A 17,691-nucleotide genomic window follows, 5' to 3' on the forward strand; every position below is an offset into this window, starting at 1 on the left:
AATATAAATATATATTAAATATTTAAATAAAAAGCTGCAATTCCTCTCCACATTTAAAAATGGGAGCTTCCTTGCAGCATATTTTGTGATTAACCTTTTAAAAATGATATTAAAAAAATAATCAAAGCTATACTATAAATAACAATAGAAGTTATATATAACTTCTTTGCTTTTCTTTTGTTATTTCCTTCAGTTTTATAATATCTTCTTAAAAAGATATTTGATATTATTAAAATTATCATAGCAACTATAAATATAGTATTTTTTGAAATTCCTAATCCTAATATATTAATCACCTCACGATTTATTTGAACAACTTTACTTTTCGTTATTTTTCACCTCTAATAATTATATCATTTTTTTCTTCAATATTATAAAGCTCAATTTTATAATCTTGATTATACCAATTAGTTTCAAATAAATCATCTATATATCGTTTATCTTCTAACTCTACTTTTATTTCCTGATCTAAAGGGATGGCATCTTTATTTCCATATGAGTAATAATATCCTTCAAAATCATAATATTCTTTTTTAGAATACTTTGCTAGCTCTTCAGGATAGTATAGTCTTATATTAAATTTATTTGAACCTTTACCATAATCTATTAATTCTAGATCTAGGCTTATATAAACCTTATCTTCTGTTGAAGAAATATGCATATCAGATTCTACTATATCCATACTTTCTAATCCATCATTTCTAAGAGAATGAAAACTTGTTCTTGAAAAGTCTAATACCAAATCCATACTTGGAATTATTATCCCTACTATTATTATGAAAATCAATAGCTTATTATTATATTTGAATTTTTCCAATCTAAATATTCCAACTATAGAAATTATATATAGGGTTAGTGGTATGATTCCAGCTATATAAAGCACACTTGTCTCAAATTTTATAGGTCTTATAAAATATTCAATTATAGAATATGAATCATGAGGCAACTTATAACTTATTAAGCTTGCAAAAAATATAATCCCTAAATACATGAGTGCTTTTTTATTATCTTTTTTCAATTAATCTCCCCCTTGATTAACTTCTAAATTATTTACAACTAAATTATATCATAAACTCCACTAACTTGTATTGCAATATAGTCTTTTTTATAGTATACTATGTTGTATAGCAAGGTAGGTGATTTGTTTGGTAGATAATACTCAAATTTTAAAGGGTATACTAGAGGGTTGTATACTTAAATTAATAGATGATAGTCCTGTATACGGCTATGAACTTGCATTAAAGTTGCAGGAATATCACTTAGATGTAAGTGAAGGTTCTATTTATCCAGTACTTCTAAGATTACAAAAAAAGAAACTTATAAGTGGGAAAATGAAAAAATCAGCAAGTGGTCCTAATAGAAAGTATTATTATTTAACTGAAGAAGGAAAAAAATATCTAGAGGAATTTGAGCTAAGTTGGAAAAATATAAAAAAAAGTGTAGATGGTTTGATGGATGGGGGAATTGATAATGAAGACTAAGGAATTAATTAAATTGAATAATGAAAAAAGAGAAAAACTGACTGATGAAAATTTAAAGTATTATGAAGAAGTCTTACTTTATATAAGAACATCATTTAGAAAAAAAGAAGTTGAAAGTGAAGAAATTTTAGCAGAATTATTAGATCATCTTTTAGATGCACAGAAAAATGGAAAAACTGCTAAAGAAATATTTGGTGCAAGTCCAACAGAGTATGCAAAGGAAATAACAGAAGAATTACCTACAATGAATTTAAAAGAAAAACTTTTATTTTTTGCTCCATCTGCTTTGTTTCTTTTTGCAGGTGTACTTTTAGTAAATGCTATATTTACTCCGCTATTAAACTATGCTTTAAATATAGGTGAAATAAAGGATACTATATATTTAGGCTCAATCATAGTAGAAGGTTTGCTAATTACATTAGTTTCAGCTGTATTTTTATATTTACTTATGAAATCTGTAAGAGATTCAAATTTCAATATTAAAAATAAGGTAATAAAGTTTTTAGTTTATTGGTTATTTTCTATGTTATATATAGCTTTGTTTACATTGATTTTTTATCTTATTCCTGATTTTGGATATAAAGTTACAATTCCAGTTTATATTCAACTTTTACTAGGAGCAATTTTTGCTATATCAGGATTTGCCATATATAAATCTAATAATTAAAATAAAAAGCATCTATAACTCTACGCCATTGTAGTCTTATAGATGCTTAATTTTATTTTATAGAGGCTTTTATGAAGTCTCTAAATAGTGGGTGACTTCTTGTTGGTCTTGATTTGAATTCTGGATGGAACTGACTTGCTACAAACCAAGGATGATCTTTAAGTTCTACTATTTCAACTAATCTCTCATCTGGTGAAACACCACTTATTATTAGTCCCTTTTCTTCTAATTGCTCTCTATAATGATTGTTGTATTCATATCTATGTCTATGTCTTTCATATATTAAATCTTCTCCATAAGCTTCTCTTGCCTTTGTGCCTTCTTTTAATTTACATGGGTATAATCCAAGTCTCATAGTTCCACCCATATCTTCTATATCTTTTTGTTCTGGCATCAAATCTATTACAGGATATGTTGTATTTGGAAGTAATTCTGAACTATGTGCATCTGATAGGTCTAATACATTTCTTGCAAATTCTACTACTGCCATCTGCATTCCAAGGCATATTCCAAAGAAAGGTATATTGTTTTCTCTTGCATATTTTGTTGCACAAATTTTACCCTCTATACCCCTATCACCAAATCCACCTGGTACAAGTATGCCGTCTGCATCTTTTAATACATCAGCACAGTTTCCACCATTTAATTCTTCTGAATGTATCCAATCTATACATACTTCTACTTCATTTGCTATACCTGCATGGTTTAATGATTCTGCTACTGAAAGATATGCATCTTTAAGTTCTACATATTTTCCAACTAAAGCTATCTTTACTTTCTTTTCACGGTTTTTCATCTTTTCTACCATATTAGTCCATTCTGATAAATCAGGCTCTTTCACATCTAAATTAAGTCTATCTATTACCATTTGTGGAAGACCTTCTTTTTCAAGCATGAGTGGAACTTCATATAGTGTATCGGCATCTAAGTTTTGAACTACATTTGTGTGATCCATATTTGAAAATAATCCTATTTTTTCTTTTATTTCTTGTGATAATTCATATTCTGATCTACATACTAATACATCTGGTTGAATCCCTATTCCTCTAAGCTCTTTTACACTATGTTGTGTAGGTTTTGTCTTGATTTCTCCTGCTTTTGAAAGATAAGGTACTAGTGTAACATGTATATACATGACATTTTCACGACCAACATCATATTTAACCTGTCTTATTGCTTCTAGGAAAGGAAGACTTTCTATATCGCCTACTGTTCCACCTATTTCTGTGATAACTACATCTACATTCTTTTCTTTGGAAACTCTATATACTCTGTCCTTTATTTCATTTGTTACATGAGGTATTACTTGAACTGTTCCTCCAAGATAATCTCCTCTTCTTTCTTTTGTGATAACTGACCAATATACTTTCCCTGTAGTTACATTGTTGTTTTTACTTAAGTTTATATCAATAAATCTTTCATAGTGACCTAAATCTAAGTCTGTCTCCGCCCCATCATCTGTCACAAAAACCTCTCCATGTTGATATGGACTCATAGTTCCTGGATCTACGTTTAAATATGGGTCAAATTTTTGTATGCTTACTTCAAGACCTCTACTTTTTAAAAGTTGTCCTAAAGATGCTGCTGTTATTCCTTTTCCAAGTGATGATACTACACCACCGGTTACAAAAATATATTTAGTAGCTGCCATTTTTCTCCTCCTAAGTTTTTCTTATATATCAAACGTTCATTTATATTACATTAACTCATAGTATTGTATATTAAAGCTTTATTTATGTCAATTGAATTTGACTTGATTTACCTATATATTATATCAAAAAATTAAAGGATTCTCACTTTAAAGTGAGAATCCTTTAATTATTATACTAATTTTCTCTCTACCATTTCAGTAACTACGAAACTTGCTACATCATTTGCATAGCTTCCTGTAGTAAATCCTGCATCATATCCTAGTTCTTTTGCAAGCTCATGGGAAAGACGTGGCCCACCACATGCAAGAACTATTTTATCTCTCATACCTTCTGCTTCTAATAGTTCTACAAGTTCAGTAAGGTTTGGTATATGAACATTTTTTTGAGTTACTATTTGAGATACAAGTATTGCATCAGCATCTTCTTCTATTGCTCTTGCTACAAGCTCTTCATTTGGCACTTGACTGCCCATGTTTATAGCTTCTATGCCTTTGTATCTCTCTAAGCCATAATGTCCGTCAAAGCCCTTCATATTCATTATAGCATCTATTCCAACAGTATGAGCATCAGTTCCTGTACATGCTCCTATTAATTTTACATCTCTTTTTATATTTTCTTTTATAAACTCTTCTACTCCTGATTTATCCATAGATTCTACTTCTACTTTTGGAACTTCAATTTTCGTATAATCTACTGTATGCATACATCTTCCATATACTACAAAGAATGTATATCCTACTCCAAGATCAGAATAATGAACTACTTCTGGTTCTTCAAGACCCATTTTCTTTGCAAGTATTCTTGCAGCTTCTTTAGTTTCATCATTATATGGTACTGGCATTGTAAAAGATAATTGCATCATTCCGTCATTTAATGTGTCACCATATGGTTTTATTTTAGTTAAATCTACTTTTTCTACTGCCATTATTTAGTCCCTCCAAGCATCATTTTGATAAATGGATTATAATAATCTTTATCTTTCTTTATTACGCCATCAAGGCCTTTTCCACCATCTCTTGGTCTTTTAACATCTCCAAATTTACCTTTTTCTATAGCTGAAAATAATCCTTCTTGTTCTATATCTTTAAGAAGTTTCTCTGCTTTGTTTAATACATCATGAGCTCTTGTTTGAATCATTCCACCATCTTTAAATTGTATCTCTTCTCCTATGTCACGAGCATTGTTAAATACATATTGTGCATTTTGGATAGAAAGCATTCTATCTTGAAGATGTGGTGTGTGAATTGCTTCTGTATGCATTCCTAATAATTGTAATCCTTGGTTTGTCCAAACAGATATTAAATTAAATAAAGCATCTTGAATATGACCTTTAAATATATTTCCTGTCATAAACTTAGTAGGTGGCATATATTTAAGTGGTGCTTTGGGGAATATCTCACGAGACATTTGTGCTTGAGATAATTCTAATAAAAATCCATTCTCTAAACTTGGGTCCATTTCAAATGCATGACCAAGTCCCATTTGCTCTTCTGGTATTCCAGCTTTTAATGCAAATTGTTCATTCATAAATTGTGATGCAAGTACAGTATGAGCTTCTTCTACTGCATCAGCTGTAGTAAGGTAGTTATCTTCTCCTGTGTTTATGATAACTCCACCAAAACCATTTATTATTCTAGAGAAATATTGGTCTACTAAAGTTCTTTGCATATTTATATCTCTAAAAAGTATTCCATATAATGCATCATTTAACATTACATCTAATCTTTCAAGAGCACCCATTGCTGCAATCTCTGGCATACAAAGTCCAGAACAATAGTTACAAAGTCTGATATATCTTCCTACTTCTTCTCCTACTTCATCAAGAGCTTCTCTCATTATTCTGAAGTTTTCTTCAGTAGCATAAGTACCACCAAATCCTTCAGTTGTAGCACCATATGGTACATAATCAAGTAATGATTGAGCTGTAGTTCTTATAACAGCTATGATGTCAGCACCTTGTCTTGCTGCTGCTTGTGCTTGAACTACGTCTTCATATATATTTCCTGTTGCAACTATTACATAAAGATATGGTTTTCTACCTTCACCTAAAGTTTCAATATATTCTTCTCTTCTAAGTTTGTTTTTTCTTATTTTTTCTGTAGAATCTTGTGCTATTGTATCTATTCTAGAATATATATCTTCATCACTAGCTATTGGTAATTTAGTAAGGTCTATATCTCCTCTACTTACCATTTCTGCTACCATTTGTGGACCTTCTCCAGTATGAACCATAGCATTTCCTATCCAATAAGCTATACCTCTCTCAAGTCCTCCGCCTTCACTTACATTTTCTACTATTACATTTGGTAATGGTCTTTCTATTTCATCTACTCCATCAACCCCAAGTAATCTTGCTACTGTTCTTTCTACTGATACAGTAGAATGTTTATCTATAAATTCTTGAACATCTTCTGCAATATTTTTTGCAGAATTTCTTGCATCTTCTACTTTATTAAAATCAAGATTTAATTTACTATTCATTTATTTATCCCCTTCCATGAGTGTTTTTTCTGCTAAATTTATTATCTCTTCTTGCAAGCCCATAAATTTAGATATATTTAATGCATCTCTTGGTACAGATGCTGAATTTTCAAGTCTTTGTAATCTATAATCCATAAATTTAGATATGGTTTCTATGCCTATGTTTTGATTTATTCGTGTTTTCTTTTGAAGTTGATCAAAGTCAAGATTTTTAAGTCCTATAACTTGATAATGAACTACTCCTTTGGTATTTGCAACATTATCATAATGGGTAGTTATTACTGATATTGATTTTTTATTTAAAAGATATTCTACTACACCCTTACTTATTGCATGACCTTCTTTTGGATTTGTACCACGTGCTAATTCATCTATTAATATAAGTCCGCTCTCATCACTTTTATCTATTGCAACTTTAACTCCATCAATTTCTCCCCCAAATGTACTTAGTCCACTATCAATAGATTGTGCATCCCCCATAGATACAAATATATAATCACGAAGCGACATTTCCATGTGTTTTGCTGGAACTAATAGTCCGTACTGTGCCATAGCAGTAAGTAGTGCAATAATTTTTAAACTTATAGTTTTTCCGCCCATATTTGCACCAGTTATGCAGGTCACACCTTTATTTAAATATATTGATATGGGAATAAATTCTCCATTTCTTTTTTGTATTTCTTTTTGTGATTTTGGATGAATCCCATCAATTATATTAATTTCATCATTATCTAATATTTTAGGTTGATTTGCATTTAATTTAAGCGCTAAATAAGCTTTGGCTAATTTAAAATCCAAATTACCTATTGATTCAATATTATTCATTAAAAAATCAAAGTGAAAAGCTACTTCAGAAGAAATCTCTTCTCTGATTTTAAGTTCTTCTTCTTCTTCTTTCATCTTTAAATTTTCAAGTTTGATCATTGCATCAGATATTTCCCTAGAATCTCTTATAATATATCTCATAGCCATATAGGATTCTGATAAATATTCAAATTCATCATTTTTATTTAAAGAATTGATGAGTTCTATATTCTCTTTTGAAACTACTACTTCTCCCTTTGGATCTATTCTTATATTTAATTTATCTTTTAATTCTTTTCTTTTTTTGTTTTTTTCTAATTTTATTACCTTTCCGATATCCCTTTTGCTAGCCCTGATTTTTCTTAGTTGATCTGAATATTCTTCATATATATAAAATGTTTGAAGCCCTTTATCTTCAGGATCAAATAATAATCTTAATGTTTCAGATGATTCTACCAATATGTCATCAAACATTTCAAAGGGTAATTTATGCATTACCGCTTCAATATCTTCTAGTAAAGATACAAATGTCTTTATTTCATAAAGTTCTACAACCGAAAGTATTCCATTGTTTTTAGTTCTATATATGGAATTTCTTATGTCTTTTATGTGAGAAAATAATGATTTTAATTGTTCAAAAAGGTTTCCATTATTTTTTATACTATTCTTTATTGTATCTATTTTTGATAATTCTAGCTCTAAGTTTTCTTTGTTAAAAAAAGGCTTCATTTCACTTTTTTTCTCTCTACCATATGGAGTTAATATTTCTATATTATTTAATACATAATCAAATCCTATTATCTCTTTCGTACTATTTGTCATATATTGCACTGATTATCAACTCCTTACATCATTACATCATATACTGGTAAATCTTTAACATAGCTAGTCATTTTTTCCTTAAAGTTTTCTGCATCAAAAAAGTAACCTGATGGTGAATATGGGTTTAAGGTTATTGCAGCTAAGTTTATTTTATTTAATACATTTATCTTTATGCCTTTTTTCTTAAATCTAAGCCATTGCATTGGTGGTATAAAAACTTTAGTACCATCTCTTACTAGAATTTTTATGTTTTTATAGTATTTATTAGTTTCAACAATATCTTTTAATGTACTAGTTACAAGGCATCCTGGTATATACACATATCTGGTATCTTCAGTTATATTATCCCCAATAATTTTCCCTGAATTTAAGGATGTCTTTAAATCTATTATTTTTATATTGTTTTCTTGATCTATTATTGTTATATTATCTATATTTTTATATATTATTGCTTTTATATAATTATCTACTTCATCTAATTCTAAAACCGTCTTTTTATGAATGGTTTCTTCTATTACCTTATCCATATTTCTACTTAATACAGCACCTGTAGCAAGTATGGTAGCTTCTGTAACAGTTGGATCTGCTACTGCTATTCTATTTATAGATCCATCTACAAGGACTAATTCTGCACCGTAATCTAACATTCTCTTTGAAAGTTGTTTCATTTCACTTGCTGTTTGCGCTCCAGCAATTTCAATATATCCCCCATCAACTATTCTTGCAAGAACTATAGCCCCCATAGATGTCCTATAATTTGTTACTTCTAATATTTCAACCGTTGCATCCCCTTTTTCTATGCTCCCCGTTGTTGTTGCTATAATATTTCCTTCATAAATATAGATAGCTGGTTTTTCTGTACTAGTTACTACATCTTCGCATTCCCCATCGCGACCTGTAGATGTAATTCCTATATTAATATCTTCATAATAAGCATCTTCTATTATCTTGTTTAAAGTAACAGTTTTACCGGCATTTTTTGCCATACCTATTATGGATACAATTTTATATTTTTCATGTAAAGTATCTATTAGTTCCATCAAAACCAGCCTCCTTTTTTAGTCTCTTCAACTTTACTCACAAATTTCTTATAATCCTGAATCTAGTTGAAGGATTTTGATTCTATAGTTAATATTATTTTAAAGATAAGAGAATCATTTGCGGACATTCAGTTAGAAAACTGTTTTCTCTGAATTTTAGCTTGATGAACGTTCTTTAAAATAATATTTTGTTTTATTTGTTTTCTTTAAAACCTTCAGCTCTATCATGTCTTGCAAGTTTTGTTGGCTCAAGAACTTTAACTTCTTCACCTTGAAGTAATCCAGCTACTCCAGTTAATTCATGCTCTTTTTTACCTGTACATACATCACATTTACAATCAGAATGTGAATTTTCTGGCTCTGTATAAGTTGTTATAACTCCTTCAAAGTTTCTAAGAACAACTTTTTTATCAGAACGTGAAATTACATAGTTAGGCATAACTGGTGTCTTTCCACCACCACCTGGTGCATCTACTACAAATGTAGGTACTGCATAACCTGAAGTATGTCCACGTAATCCTTCTATTATTTCTATTCCTTTTCCTACAGAAGTTCTGAAATGCTCAATTCCCATAGATAAATCACATTGGTAGATGTAGTATGGTCTAACTCTTATTTTAACTAATTGATGTACTAAATCTCTCATTATATGAACACAATCATTTATTCCTTTTAAAAGTACAGATTGGTTTCCAAGTGGTATTCCAGCATCTGCAAGTAACTCTATTGCACGAGTTGATTCTTCTGTGATTTCTTTTGGATGATTGAAATGTGTATTTAACCAAATTGGATGATATTTCTTAAGCATACCAACAAGATTTTCAGTTATTCTTTGTGGCATAACAACTGGAGCACGTGATCCTATTCTTATTATTTCTACATGTGGTATAGTTCTTAATTCTTTTATGATTTCTTCTAATCTTTCATCAGAGATTAAAAGTGCATCTCCACCTGATAATAATACGTCTCTAACTTGAGGTGTATTTCTTATATATTCTATAGCTTTCTTAATTTTATCCATTCCCATTGGTGAATCTTGAGCTCCTGCAAATCTTCTTCTTGTACAATGTCTACAATACATACTACATTGGTCTGTTACTAAAAGAAGAACTCTATCAGGATATCTATGAGTAAGTCCTGGTACCGGAGAATCTGTATCTTCATGAAGTGGATCTTCCATATCACTTGCACCCATGTGAGTTTCTGTTAGTTCTGGAACTGCTTGCATTCTTACTGGGCAATTTGGATCATCTTTATCCATAAGTGAAGCATAGTATGGAGTTATTCCCATTCTGAATTTTTCTAGTACAGAACCTATGTTTTCTTCTTCTTCTGCTGTTAAATCTATAAGTTCTTTTAATTGATCTACACTGTCTACTCTGTTTTTAACTTGCCAGTGCCAGTCGTTCCAATCTTTTTCATCTACATTTTTCCACATATCAATATTTTTATAATTCATTTACAATACCCCCTATTTTTTATGCGTATAATTTTTCGTAAGCTTCTCTTATACTCTTGCTCTCTCTTAATATTTGAAGAGCAATCTCGCCATGACCTTCTGTATAACCATTACCTACTATCATATTTATATCTTTGCCTACACCTTCAGCTCCAAGTGCTGCTTTTGTGAAGTTTGTAGCCATAGAGAAGAAATATACTAAACCTTTATTTTTTGTAGCTAAGATACTTCCCATTTCAGTGTTTGGTATATTTACATTGTTTATAGTGATATCTGCCATTTTACCATTAGTTACTTCACTTACTTTTTCCATAACGTCTACTGCATTAGATGCATCTACTTTTATATAATGATCTGCTAAGTTTAAATCTTCAGCTCTTTTTAATCCTTCTTCACTAAAGTCTAAGCAGATTACTTTTCCTGTTATTCCTGCACGCTTTTTAGCTTCATATAAACAAAGCATACCTGATTTTCCTGTTGCACCTATAATAGCTACAGTATCTCCTGGAGATACAAGTTTTGCAGTTTGAGCAGGAGCTCCAGCAACATCAAGTACTGAAAGTGCAAGATTTTCTTGAATATCTTCTGGAATTACTGCATATATTCCACTTTCAAAAAGAATTGCCTTTCCTTTTATATCAACTTGATCTATATCTTTTCTAACTTCTTTTATTTCATCAATTCTTAAAGGTGTTAAAGATAATGATACTAAAGTAGCTAATTTATCTCCTACCTTTAAATCTGTTTTACCTTCTAGGGCAGGTCCTATTTTTTCAACAGTTCCTATAAGCATTCCACCTGAACCAGTTACTGGGTTTTGATGTTTACCGCGTGTATCAACTATATCTTTCATTATATCTTTTATTTTTTCAGTATTTCCTTCTGCTTCTTCTTTAATTTGAGTGAAACTTGCAGAATCAATATTTAATGTTTGAACATCAATTAAAATTTCATTGTCATAAATTTCCATGTCATTGTCGATTTTAGTAGCTGGTTGTGGCAAACTACCTTTAGGTTCAATGACCCTATGTGTTCCATATGGATTTCCTTTTTTCATTTATTTATTACCCCCTTAAAAGTTTAAAGTTACACATATATAACTTGCAAGGCTCATGCCAACTTTTAATATTTGAAAACGTTTTACAAAGAACCTAACTATGTTTAAGTAATATCAATGTGTACATGAAAAAAATAAACATTACTATATAAATATAATAATGTTTAGAATGTATATTTTTGATTTATTTTGTATTTTTATGGGTATATATTATGCAAATGCACTTTTATTGCTCAATTTTAGGCATAAGACCTTACAAATCATATTTTTTCATCTTATATTGCAAGGTTTGTCTAGGTGTTGATATCAAATCTGCTGTTTTTGTAATATTCCTATCTGTTTTTCTTAGGGCTTCTTCTATTATATTTTTTTCTAAATCCTCAACTGCATTAGTTAGTGGTACTATTGTAGATTTTTTTTCCTTTACCTCATCTTTATAGGAATCAAATTGATATGGCAGATGTTCTTTTTTTATTACATCAGTATCATGAAGTGCAAGAATACCTTGAATTATGTGTTCAAGTTCACGCACATTACCAGGCCAATCATATTTCATAAACATATCTATTACATCTTCAGATATTGAATCTACATGACTATCTAATCTTTCATTATATTTATCTATAAAAAATTCTACAAGCAGTGGTATATCATCTTTTCTTTCACGAAGTGGTGGTATTTTTAAGTTTATAACTGCTAATCTATAATATAAATCTTTTCTCATTAATTTTTCTTTTATTGCCTCTTCTGGTTCTGTGTTTGTTGCTGTAATCACTCTTACATCTACATCTACTGTGTTTGTAGAACCTACTCGCCTTATACTTCCATCTTGTAATACTCTTAGCATTTTTGCTTGTAGTTCAATTGGCATAGAGTTTATTTCATCTAAAAAAAGTGTACCTCCATTTGCAAGTTCAAAAAGTCCTTTTCTATCTTCTGCCCCAGTAAATCCACCTTTTACAGTTCCAAAAAGTATTCCTTCTAGTAAATTAGCTGGAAGTGCTGCACAGTTTTGTGCTATAAATGGTTTGTTTTTTCTAAGGCTTGCATTGTGTATTGATTGAACGAGTAATTCTTTTCCAGTCCCAGTTTCTCCATATATAAGTACAGGAGATGATATTTTTGAAGCTCTGAGTGCAACCGATTTAAGTTTTGCCATTTCTTTGTTTTGTCCTATTAGGTCTATAAATGTATATTTGGCATTTTCTTTGTTTTTCTTAGGATCATCATTTTCATTATATAGCTTAGTTTGTAAGTCAGTTATTTTCTCTGTCATCTTTCTAACATGAGTTATATTTCTAGATATTTCTATAGCACCCTTTATCCTTCCTCTTTCCTTTATAGGGATAGAAGTGTTTACAGTGGTGATTTTATCCCCCTTATAGTTTATGAAAGTTTGTTCCTTTTCATAAATAGGACTACCAGTTTGCATCACTTGTATAAGTGTAGATGTAGTGTGGTTAAGGGATGGGTACACTTCAAATATATGTCTTCCAACTACATTTCCTTTGCCTAATTCATCTAATTTTTGAGCTGATTTATTAAAATATAATATCTTCCCTTTTTCATCTATTATTTGTATAGCTTCTTCTATATAATTTAATATTTCAAATATATTTTCCCTAAAAAAGATTTCATTCATATATTTTACACCTCGCTTAATTTTTGGCACCTCGCGCAAAATAATAGGCACTAGCTGTGCCTAAGATATAGTTATATCTAATGTATTTAAACTTTCTGTAGTTTTTGAAATTATAAGTTTATATTTTAGGTTAATACTTCCTTTTCCATCATTTATATCTATCTTTATTTTTTGTGTAGAAACTTCCATATCTAAATTTCCATACATAGTAGCATAAAGAGTCTTATATTTATAATCTTTTTTAAATTCCATCTTAGAGTTATTTTCTCCAAAACGTTTCATAGAAACCTCATCATCATTTATCTTTAAACTTGTAGTGGAGTTTTCAAGACCTGATATTTCAGATTCATCATATATCAAATAATATGAGCCTGATTTATCATACAATTTGCCCTTTGTAACAAGTTCTATCTCAGTTTTTTCTCCATCTTCCAATTTTTGAGTTCCTATTACCTTAACTAAAACTTCTTTCATTTTATCGCCCTTTCTACAACTTATATCTATATATATTATACCTTATTTATAGCAAAAAAGAAAACCCGATTAAAATCGGGTTACATCATAAGTGTTCCATTTTCATCTTTTATTATTCTTAATATATCCTCTTGGCTACCATCTATGGCATTTATATATACTATAAAATCAGCACCCTTATAAGTTCCACTAAATTCATAGCACAATAAATCATTGTTACCACTATCAGGAATTACAGCAAGCCTTGCCTTTTTTATATCAAATCCTATTCTAATTTTTTCTCTTGCCTCATCTTCACTTATCTTAGGTTTTTCTAGTTCTCTTTCAACATGACTTTTAAGATATTTAGCCATATCAACAGCAATTATCTCTCCATCATCTAAGGCAACCTTAACCTTTACTAGATCTGTATATATTGGAACTCCATCCTTTTCATATACGAAATTATACAATATACTATCATCATATTTGGTACTAAAATTCGCCTGCATATTAGTATATCCATTTTTATTTAAAAACTCCTGAGCCTTTTTTAGTGCTTCTTTTTCACTGATATTTTTTTCTTTAACATCCTTAGGATTTTGCATCCATACAACTTTTCCACCCTTTATACTAACTCCTATTATTATATTTCTATCATTTTCTTTAGGAGTTATACTGAAGGTATATGCTTCTATATTAGAAGCACCTGTAGATTCACCCTTGTTAAAGAGTTTTATTTCAAATGGTTTTTCTATACCTAGAAAATCTAAAGCTTTTCTTTGTGCTTCTTCCTTACTAACCTTTTTATCAGGAAGTCCTTTTGGTTTCATATTCATAACTTGATCAGAAAATGGACCATCATATATCAATTCTGGATAATCAGTCATTTGCTCTTCTTCATATTTTTGCATTTCTACATCTAATACATTGTCATTTGATTTTTCAATTTCTTCATTTTGTTTTTTAGCTACTTTAAAAAGTGTGAGATCTCCTTTTGATATTTTTTCGTGTGCATTTTCAAGTTCTGCCGTAAGTATTTCTGTCTGATCTTGAAGTCTAAATAATACTTGCCTTTCCTTATCATCAATTTTTTCACCTTTCATATATCTAGCTATAAGAGAATAACTATAATCTGCAACTTGAGTTAAAAACTTTTCTGTTTTAGCTAAATTATTGTGTGCTACAGGTAGTTGTGATAATTTATCATGGGCAAAATATGCTTGTTGATAAATTTGACTAAGAAGTAATACATCCTTTTCTTTTGAAGCTGATACTAATGATTTAGAAAGCGATGTATTGACTGTTTCTATGTTATCTTTAATATCATAAAACATTCTTTGATATTGATTTGTTAATTGATCCTTATAATAATTCTTAGTTTTATATTCATTATATCCCCATACACTTGCAGCTATTAAAGCTATAGCTAGTATGGAAGATAATATTACTACTCTTTTATCTTTCATGATTTACCTCCTCTAGTTTCCAAACCAATGCTTTCCTATTTCAATAACTTTTTTTCTAGACCATATCCATTTACTTGTAGCTGTAATTGGATTCCAATAATAACTACAACCATAGGTAGGATCCCAGCCATTTAGTGCATCCCTTGCTGCCTTTATGGACTCATTATCTGGTGTTAAATTTATTTGACCATCTGCAACAGCTGTAAATGCAAGTGGTTGATATATCACTCCTGCTATTGAATTTGGAAATGAAGGATTTTCAACCCTATTTAATATAACAGCAGCTACTGCAACTTTTCCTACATAAGGTTCCCCTCTAGCTTCTCCATGGATTGCCCTTGCAAGTAGATATACATTATCATCTCTTGATACTCCACCACTAGCACCTTGACTTTCTGCCAGTGATATACCAAGCTTCTTTGCAGTACCTGGTCCTATTATCCCATCTACTCCTATACCATGCCTTCTTTGAAATTCTCTTGTAGCCCTATAAGTACCTGATCCATATATACCATCCACAGTACCTGAATAGTAGCCCCAATCTTTTAATCTTTGCTGTGCTTCTTTTACTACAGATCCTTTTGATCCCCAGTAAATTACCTTAGGAGCCTTTTCCCTATATCCTTTTGCTATAGTTTCATCTTCCATATTATTATTTAACACCATATTAATTGGTATCATTAAAAGTAATGCTAATGATGTTATTATAATTAACTTTTTCATTTTTACCTCCTTAAACTTATTAATTCTATTTTCTGTAATAAAGCCATTTTTTATACCTATAAAAAAAATCAAAAAAAGAAAGGGTTTCCCCTTCCTTATATTCCACTATCAAACATATTTGCAAACTTCATTTTATTTCGCTCTATTACTTCTACTACTTTGAATTTTATCTTAACAGGTCTTGCATTTTCTTCATTTATCATGGTTTCTTCATTGTACTTATTATCTTCACTACTTATCATTTCATATTCATCATCAGTTAATGCTTTTTGCATATTTTCTTCTGTATGCTCACTTTCTACATTGTTATCTAAATCTAGGAAACATAACACACCACCAATTTTCACCTACACCTTCACCAAGTACTATCTTTAGAGCTTTGTAATTCCCTGCAGGAAGTGTAAACTTCCCGTATGATTTTGTTGGAAAATCATACTCACCAAAAAACACCTGAGCCTTATAATCTTTTCCTTTTTTATGTAATTCACGATTTGCTATATCGTTTATGAGTTTCATATTTGATTTTAATATCATCTCTGTTTCTGCTATGGATTCTGATTTTTCAAATTTAGGAGTCATTTCTTCTATTATCTTGTCCCTTATTTCAAGTTTTATATCTTGGTCTTCTTTTGTATCACTATTTGCTATAACATGAAGTCTTATAAGTTTTTCCTTATATCCTTCTACATTTTTATAAACCTCACCAATAGAAACTGTTGCTATACCTATAAGTATTGAAAAAACCAATATTATATTTATAATGATTTTCATTTTATTTTTCATTTTACTACCCCCTGTACTAATTCTTCTTATTAGTATTAAGTATTAGCATAAAAGGAAAATTTTAAACATAGAAAATAAAACTTTTCTAAAAATATTATTCAGAAAGTCCAATTCTTCTTATTTTACTATCTACTTTTACAGTAAAATCTATCTTTTGAAATTCATTATCCCAATCATCCTTTACCTTTTCCCAAAGCCTCGGTTCCTTTTCCCTTATATATTTTTCTACCTGTAAAATATCTACTCCTATTTCATTTTGCAATTCATCTATAGTCTTATTTAAATTACCTTTGATTTTTTTATTTATTTCATCTTCAGCTTTTTTTATCTTTTTATCATCCAATAAATCACTATCAGTTTTTATATCCTTATCTACATATTCATTTACATGTCCCTCAACCTCAACATTATAAGTTATATTTATATTGCCATTCTTTATCTTCAACTTCTTTTTTACATCATAAGACTCTGCAATATAATTTACTAAATAACTACCATCATCTTTTATTATTGTAATTTGATCATTATATATTTTATTTGTGAGTATTAGAGTAGAGGCTGTATTGGTACTTTTTTCCGTTAAAAATGTTATTAGTTTCTTGTTTTTTATTATAGAAGAGCCTGAAATTTTTAATTCTTCACCATCTTTAGATATTCTACCTACTAAGGCTATGTCAGATCTAGCAGTATTTGAAAGTAAATCATTTAATGTATTTATATAATATTTACCTCCCACACTTTCCCTATCTCTAAATTTATTTATATATAAGCCAAGTGTGCTAGCATCTTTTAATTCAGTATTTAATATATCACTTGCCTTACCTTGTGCTATTAGTATAATAACCTTTCTACCTATATCTGGTGTTCTGCTAAAAAACTCCATTATTTGAGCCATTTTAGTTTCGTTTTTAGCAAGTTCTTCTCCTATAACTATTACTTTTAAATGATTGAAAAATATATCCTTTTCAGTTGTTGTTGCTAGATCTCTATTTATTTGAGTCACAGTTCTCCCTTTTTTGGAAGATGTGAATCTAGGCTCACCTTGACCATTTTTACCTACAGCACTTAAGTTTGGATATTCATATGTGATCTCAAATCGAATTTCACCATCTTCTACATCATCAATTCCCATAGATAAAATATATGCCCTATCTTCTA

The 17,691-nt window shown here is 29.8% G+C and carries 17 protein-coding genes; 2 read left to right on the plus strand and 15 right to left on the minus strand.

What is annotated here, in order from left to right:
• Window positions 1-328 precede the first annotated feature (328 nt).
• Entirely contained in the window at window positions 329-1,018 is a 690-nt protein-coding gene (locus ACTHUW_RS10720) for a hypothetical protein (protein WP_442197652.1), read from the minus strand.
• Between the two features lie 127 nt (window positions 1,019-1,145).
• On the opposite strand from ACTHUW_RS10720, the gene ACTHUW_RS10725 reads away from it, so the two are divergent.
• Window positions 1,146-1,481 (plus strand): PadR family transcriptional regulator, encoded by a 336-nt coding sequence (locus ACTHUW_RS10725; protein WP_442213266.1) that lies wholly within the window; start codon window positions 1,146-1,148, stop codon window positions 1,479-1,481.
• On the plus strand, window positions 1,471-2,148 hold the full coding sequence (locus ACTHUW_RS10730; RefSeq protein WP_442213268.1) for a DUF1129 family protein: 678 nt from the start codon (window positions 1,471-1,473) through the stop codon (window positions 2,146-2,148). Before ACTHUW_RS10725 ends, ACTHUW_RS10730 begins: the two co-directional genes overlap by 11 nt.
• A 52-nt stretch (window positions 2,149-2,200) precedes the next feature.
• Here ACTHUW_RS10730 and ACTHUW_RS10735 read toward each other — a convergent pair whose 3' ends face one another.
• The 14 genes from ACTHUW_RS10735 to ACTHUW_RS10800 form a co-directional block, all read right to left on the minus strand.
• Window positions 2,201-3,799 carry a CTP synthase gene (locus ACTHUW_RS10735; protein ID WP_442197649.1) on the minus strand — a complete coding sequence of 533 codons (1,599 nt, stop codon included), beginning with the start codon at window positions 3,797-3,799 and terminating at the stop codon, window positions 2,201-2,203.
• 170 nt (window positions 3,800-3,969) lie between these two features.
• Window positions 3,970-4,725: an OAM dimerization domain-containing protein gene (locus tag ACTHUW_RS10740; protein WP_442197648.1), complete on the minus strand. Its 756-nt coding sequence runs from the start codon at window positions 4,723-4,725 to the stop codon at window positions 3,970-3,972.
• Window positions 4,725-6,281 (minus strand): lysine 5,6-aminomutase subunit alpha, encoded by a 1,557-nt coding sequence (locus tag ACTHUW_RS10745; RefSeq protein ID WP_442197647.1) that lies wholly within the window; start codon window positions 6,279-6,281, stop codon window positions 4,725-4,727. The genes ACTHUW_RS10740 and ACTHUW_RS10745 overlap by 1 nt, the downstream gene beginning before the upstream one ends.
• A complete protein-coding gene (locus tag ACTHUW_RS10750; protein ID WP_442213281.1) occupies window positions 6,282-7,907 on the minus strand; it encodes a MutS-related protein in 1,626 nt (541 codons plus the stop codon).
• 23 nt (window positions 7,908-7,930) lie between these two features.
• Complete coding sequence (locus ACTHUW_RS10755; RefSeq protein ID WP_442197646.1) at window positions 7,931-8,947, minus strand: hypothetical protein; 1,017 nt, start codon at window positions 8,945-8,947, stop codon at window positions 7,931-7,933.
• A 193-nt stretch (window positions 8,948-9,140) separates the two neighbouring features.
• On the minus strand, window positions 9,141-10,406 hold the full coding sequence (gene ablA / locus ACTHUW_RS10760) for a lysine 2,3-aminomutase (RefSeq protein ID WP_442197645.1): 1,266 nt from the start codon (window positions 10,404-10,406) through the stop codon (window positions 9,141-9,143).
• Window positions 10,407-10,425: 19 nt separating this feature from the next.
• Complete coding sequence (locus tag ACTHUW_RS10765; RefSeq protein ID WP_442197644.1) at window positions 10,426-11,463, minus strand: zinc-binding dehydrogenase; 1,038 nt, start codon at window positions 11,461-11,463, stop codon at window positions 10,426-10,428.
• 253 nt (window positions 11,464-11,716) lie between these two features.
• Window positions 11,717-13,105 (minus strand): sigma-54 interaction domain-containing protein, encoded by a 1,389-nt coding sequence (locus tag ACTHUW_RS10770; protein WP_442213271.1) that lies wholly within the window; start codon window positions 13,103-13,105, stop codon window positions 11,717-11,719.
• A 60-nt stretch (window positions 13,106-13,165) separates the two neighbouring features.
• Entirely contained in the window at window positions 13,166-13,579 is a 414-nt protein-coding gene (locus ACTHUW_RS10775; RefSeq protein ID WP_442213274.1) for a DUF1934 domain-containing protein, read from the minus strand.
• An 80-nt stretch (window positions 13,580-13,659) separates the two neighbouring features.
• On the minus strand, window positions 13,660-15,027 hold the full coding sequence (gene ypeB, locus ACTHUW_RS10780) for a germination protein YpeB (protein ID WP_442213277.1): 1,368 nt from the start codon (window positions 15,025-15,027) through the stop codon (window positions 13,660-13,662).
• A 12-nt stretch (window positions 15,028-15,039) separates the two neighbouring features.
• Entirely contained in the window at window positions 15,040-15,750 is a 711-nt protein-coding gene (gene sleB / locus ACTHUW_RS10785; protein ID WP_442199409.1) for a spore cortex-lytic enzyme, read from the minus strand.
• A 95-nt stretch (window positions 15,751-15,845) separates the two neighbouring features.
• On the minus strand, window positions 15,846-16,082 hold the full coding sequence (locus ACTHUW_RS10790) for a hypothetical protein (protein WP_442199801.1): 237 nt from the start codon (window positions 16,080-16,082) through the stop codon (window positions 15,846-15,848).
• Window positions 16,057-16,533: a stage II sporulation protein R gene (gene spoIIR, locus ACTHUW_RS10795; RefSeq protein WP_442199802.1), complete on the minus strand. Its 477-nt coding sequence runs from the start codon at window positions 16,531-16,533 to the stop codon at window positions 16,057-16,059. The genes ACTHUW_RS10790 and spoIIR overlap by 26 nt, the downstream gene beginning before the upstream one ends.
• A 94-nt stretch (window positions 16,534-16,627) precedes the next feature.
• A partial coding sequence (locus tag ACTHUW_RS10800; RefSeq protein WP_442213279.1) for a Ger(x)C family spore germination protein occupies window positions 16,628-17,691 on the minus strand: 1,064 nt, incomplete at its 5' end.

It is taken from the genome of Senegalia sp. (in: firmicutes), assembly GCF_052088025.1.
Taxonomy (GTDB): Bacteria; Bacillota; Clostridia; order Tissierellales; family SIT17; genus Anaeromonas.

Excerpts from the sequence above, each read along its gene's own strand:
- ACTHUW_RS10745 (WP_442197647.1), bottom strand. The coding sequence starts at position 6,281 with ATGAATAGTAAATTAAATCTTGATTTTAATAAAGTAGAAGATGCAAGA.
- spoIIR (WP_442199802.1), bottom strand. The coding sequence starts at position 16,533 with ATGAAAAATAAAATGAAAATCATTATAAATATAATATTGGTTTTTTCA.
- ACTHUW_RS10735 (WP_442197649.1), bottom strand. The coding sequence starts at position 3,799 with ATGGCAGCTACTAAATATATTTTTGTAACCGGTGGTGTAGTATCATCA.
- ACTHUW_RS10775 (WP_442213274.1), bottom strand. The coding sequence starts at position 13,579 with ATGAAAGAAGTTTTAGTTAAGGTAATAGGAACTCAAAAATTGGAAGAT.
- ablA (WP_442197645.1), bottom strand. The coding sequence starts at position 10,406 with ATGAATTATAAAAATATTGATATGTGGAAAAATGTAGATGAAAAAGAT.
- ACTHUW_RS10770 (WP_442213271.1), bottom strand. The coding sequence starts at position 13,105 with ATGAATGAAATCTTTTTTAGGGAAAATATATTTGAAATATTAAATTAT.
- ACTHUW_RS10765 (WP_442197644.1), bottom strand. The coding sequence starts at position 11,463 with ATGAAAAAAGGAAATCCATATGGAACACATAGGGTCATTGAACCTAAA.
- ACTHUW_RS10730 (WP_442213268.1), top strand. The coding sequence starts at position 1,471 with ATGAAGACTAAGGAATTAATTAAATTGAATAATGAAAAAAGAGAAAAA.
- ypeB (WP_442213277.1), bottom strand. The coding sequence starts at position 15,027 with ATGAAAGATAAAAGAGTAGTAATATTATCTTCCATACTAGCTATAGCT.
- ACTHUW_RS10750 (WP_442213281.1), bottom strand. The coding sequence starts at position 7,907 with ATGACAAATAGTACGAAAGAGATAATAGGATTTGATTATGTATTAAAT.
- ACTHUW_RS10740 (WP_442197648.1), bottom strand. The coding sequence starts at position 4,725 with ATGGCAGTAGAAAAAGTAGATTTAACTAAAATAAAACCATATGGTGAC.
- ACTHUW_RS10755 (WP_442197646.1), bottom strand. The coding sequence starts at position 8,947 with ATGGAACTAATAGATACTTTACATGAAAAATATAAAATTGTATCCATA.
- sleB (WP_442199409.1), bottom strand. The coding sequence starts at position 15,750 with ATGAAAAAGTTAATTATAATAACATCATTAGCATTACTTTTAATGATA.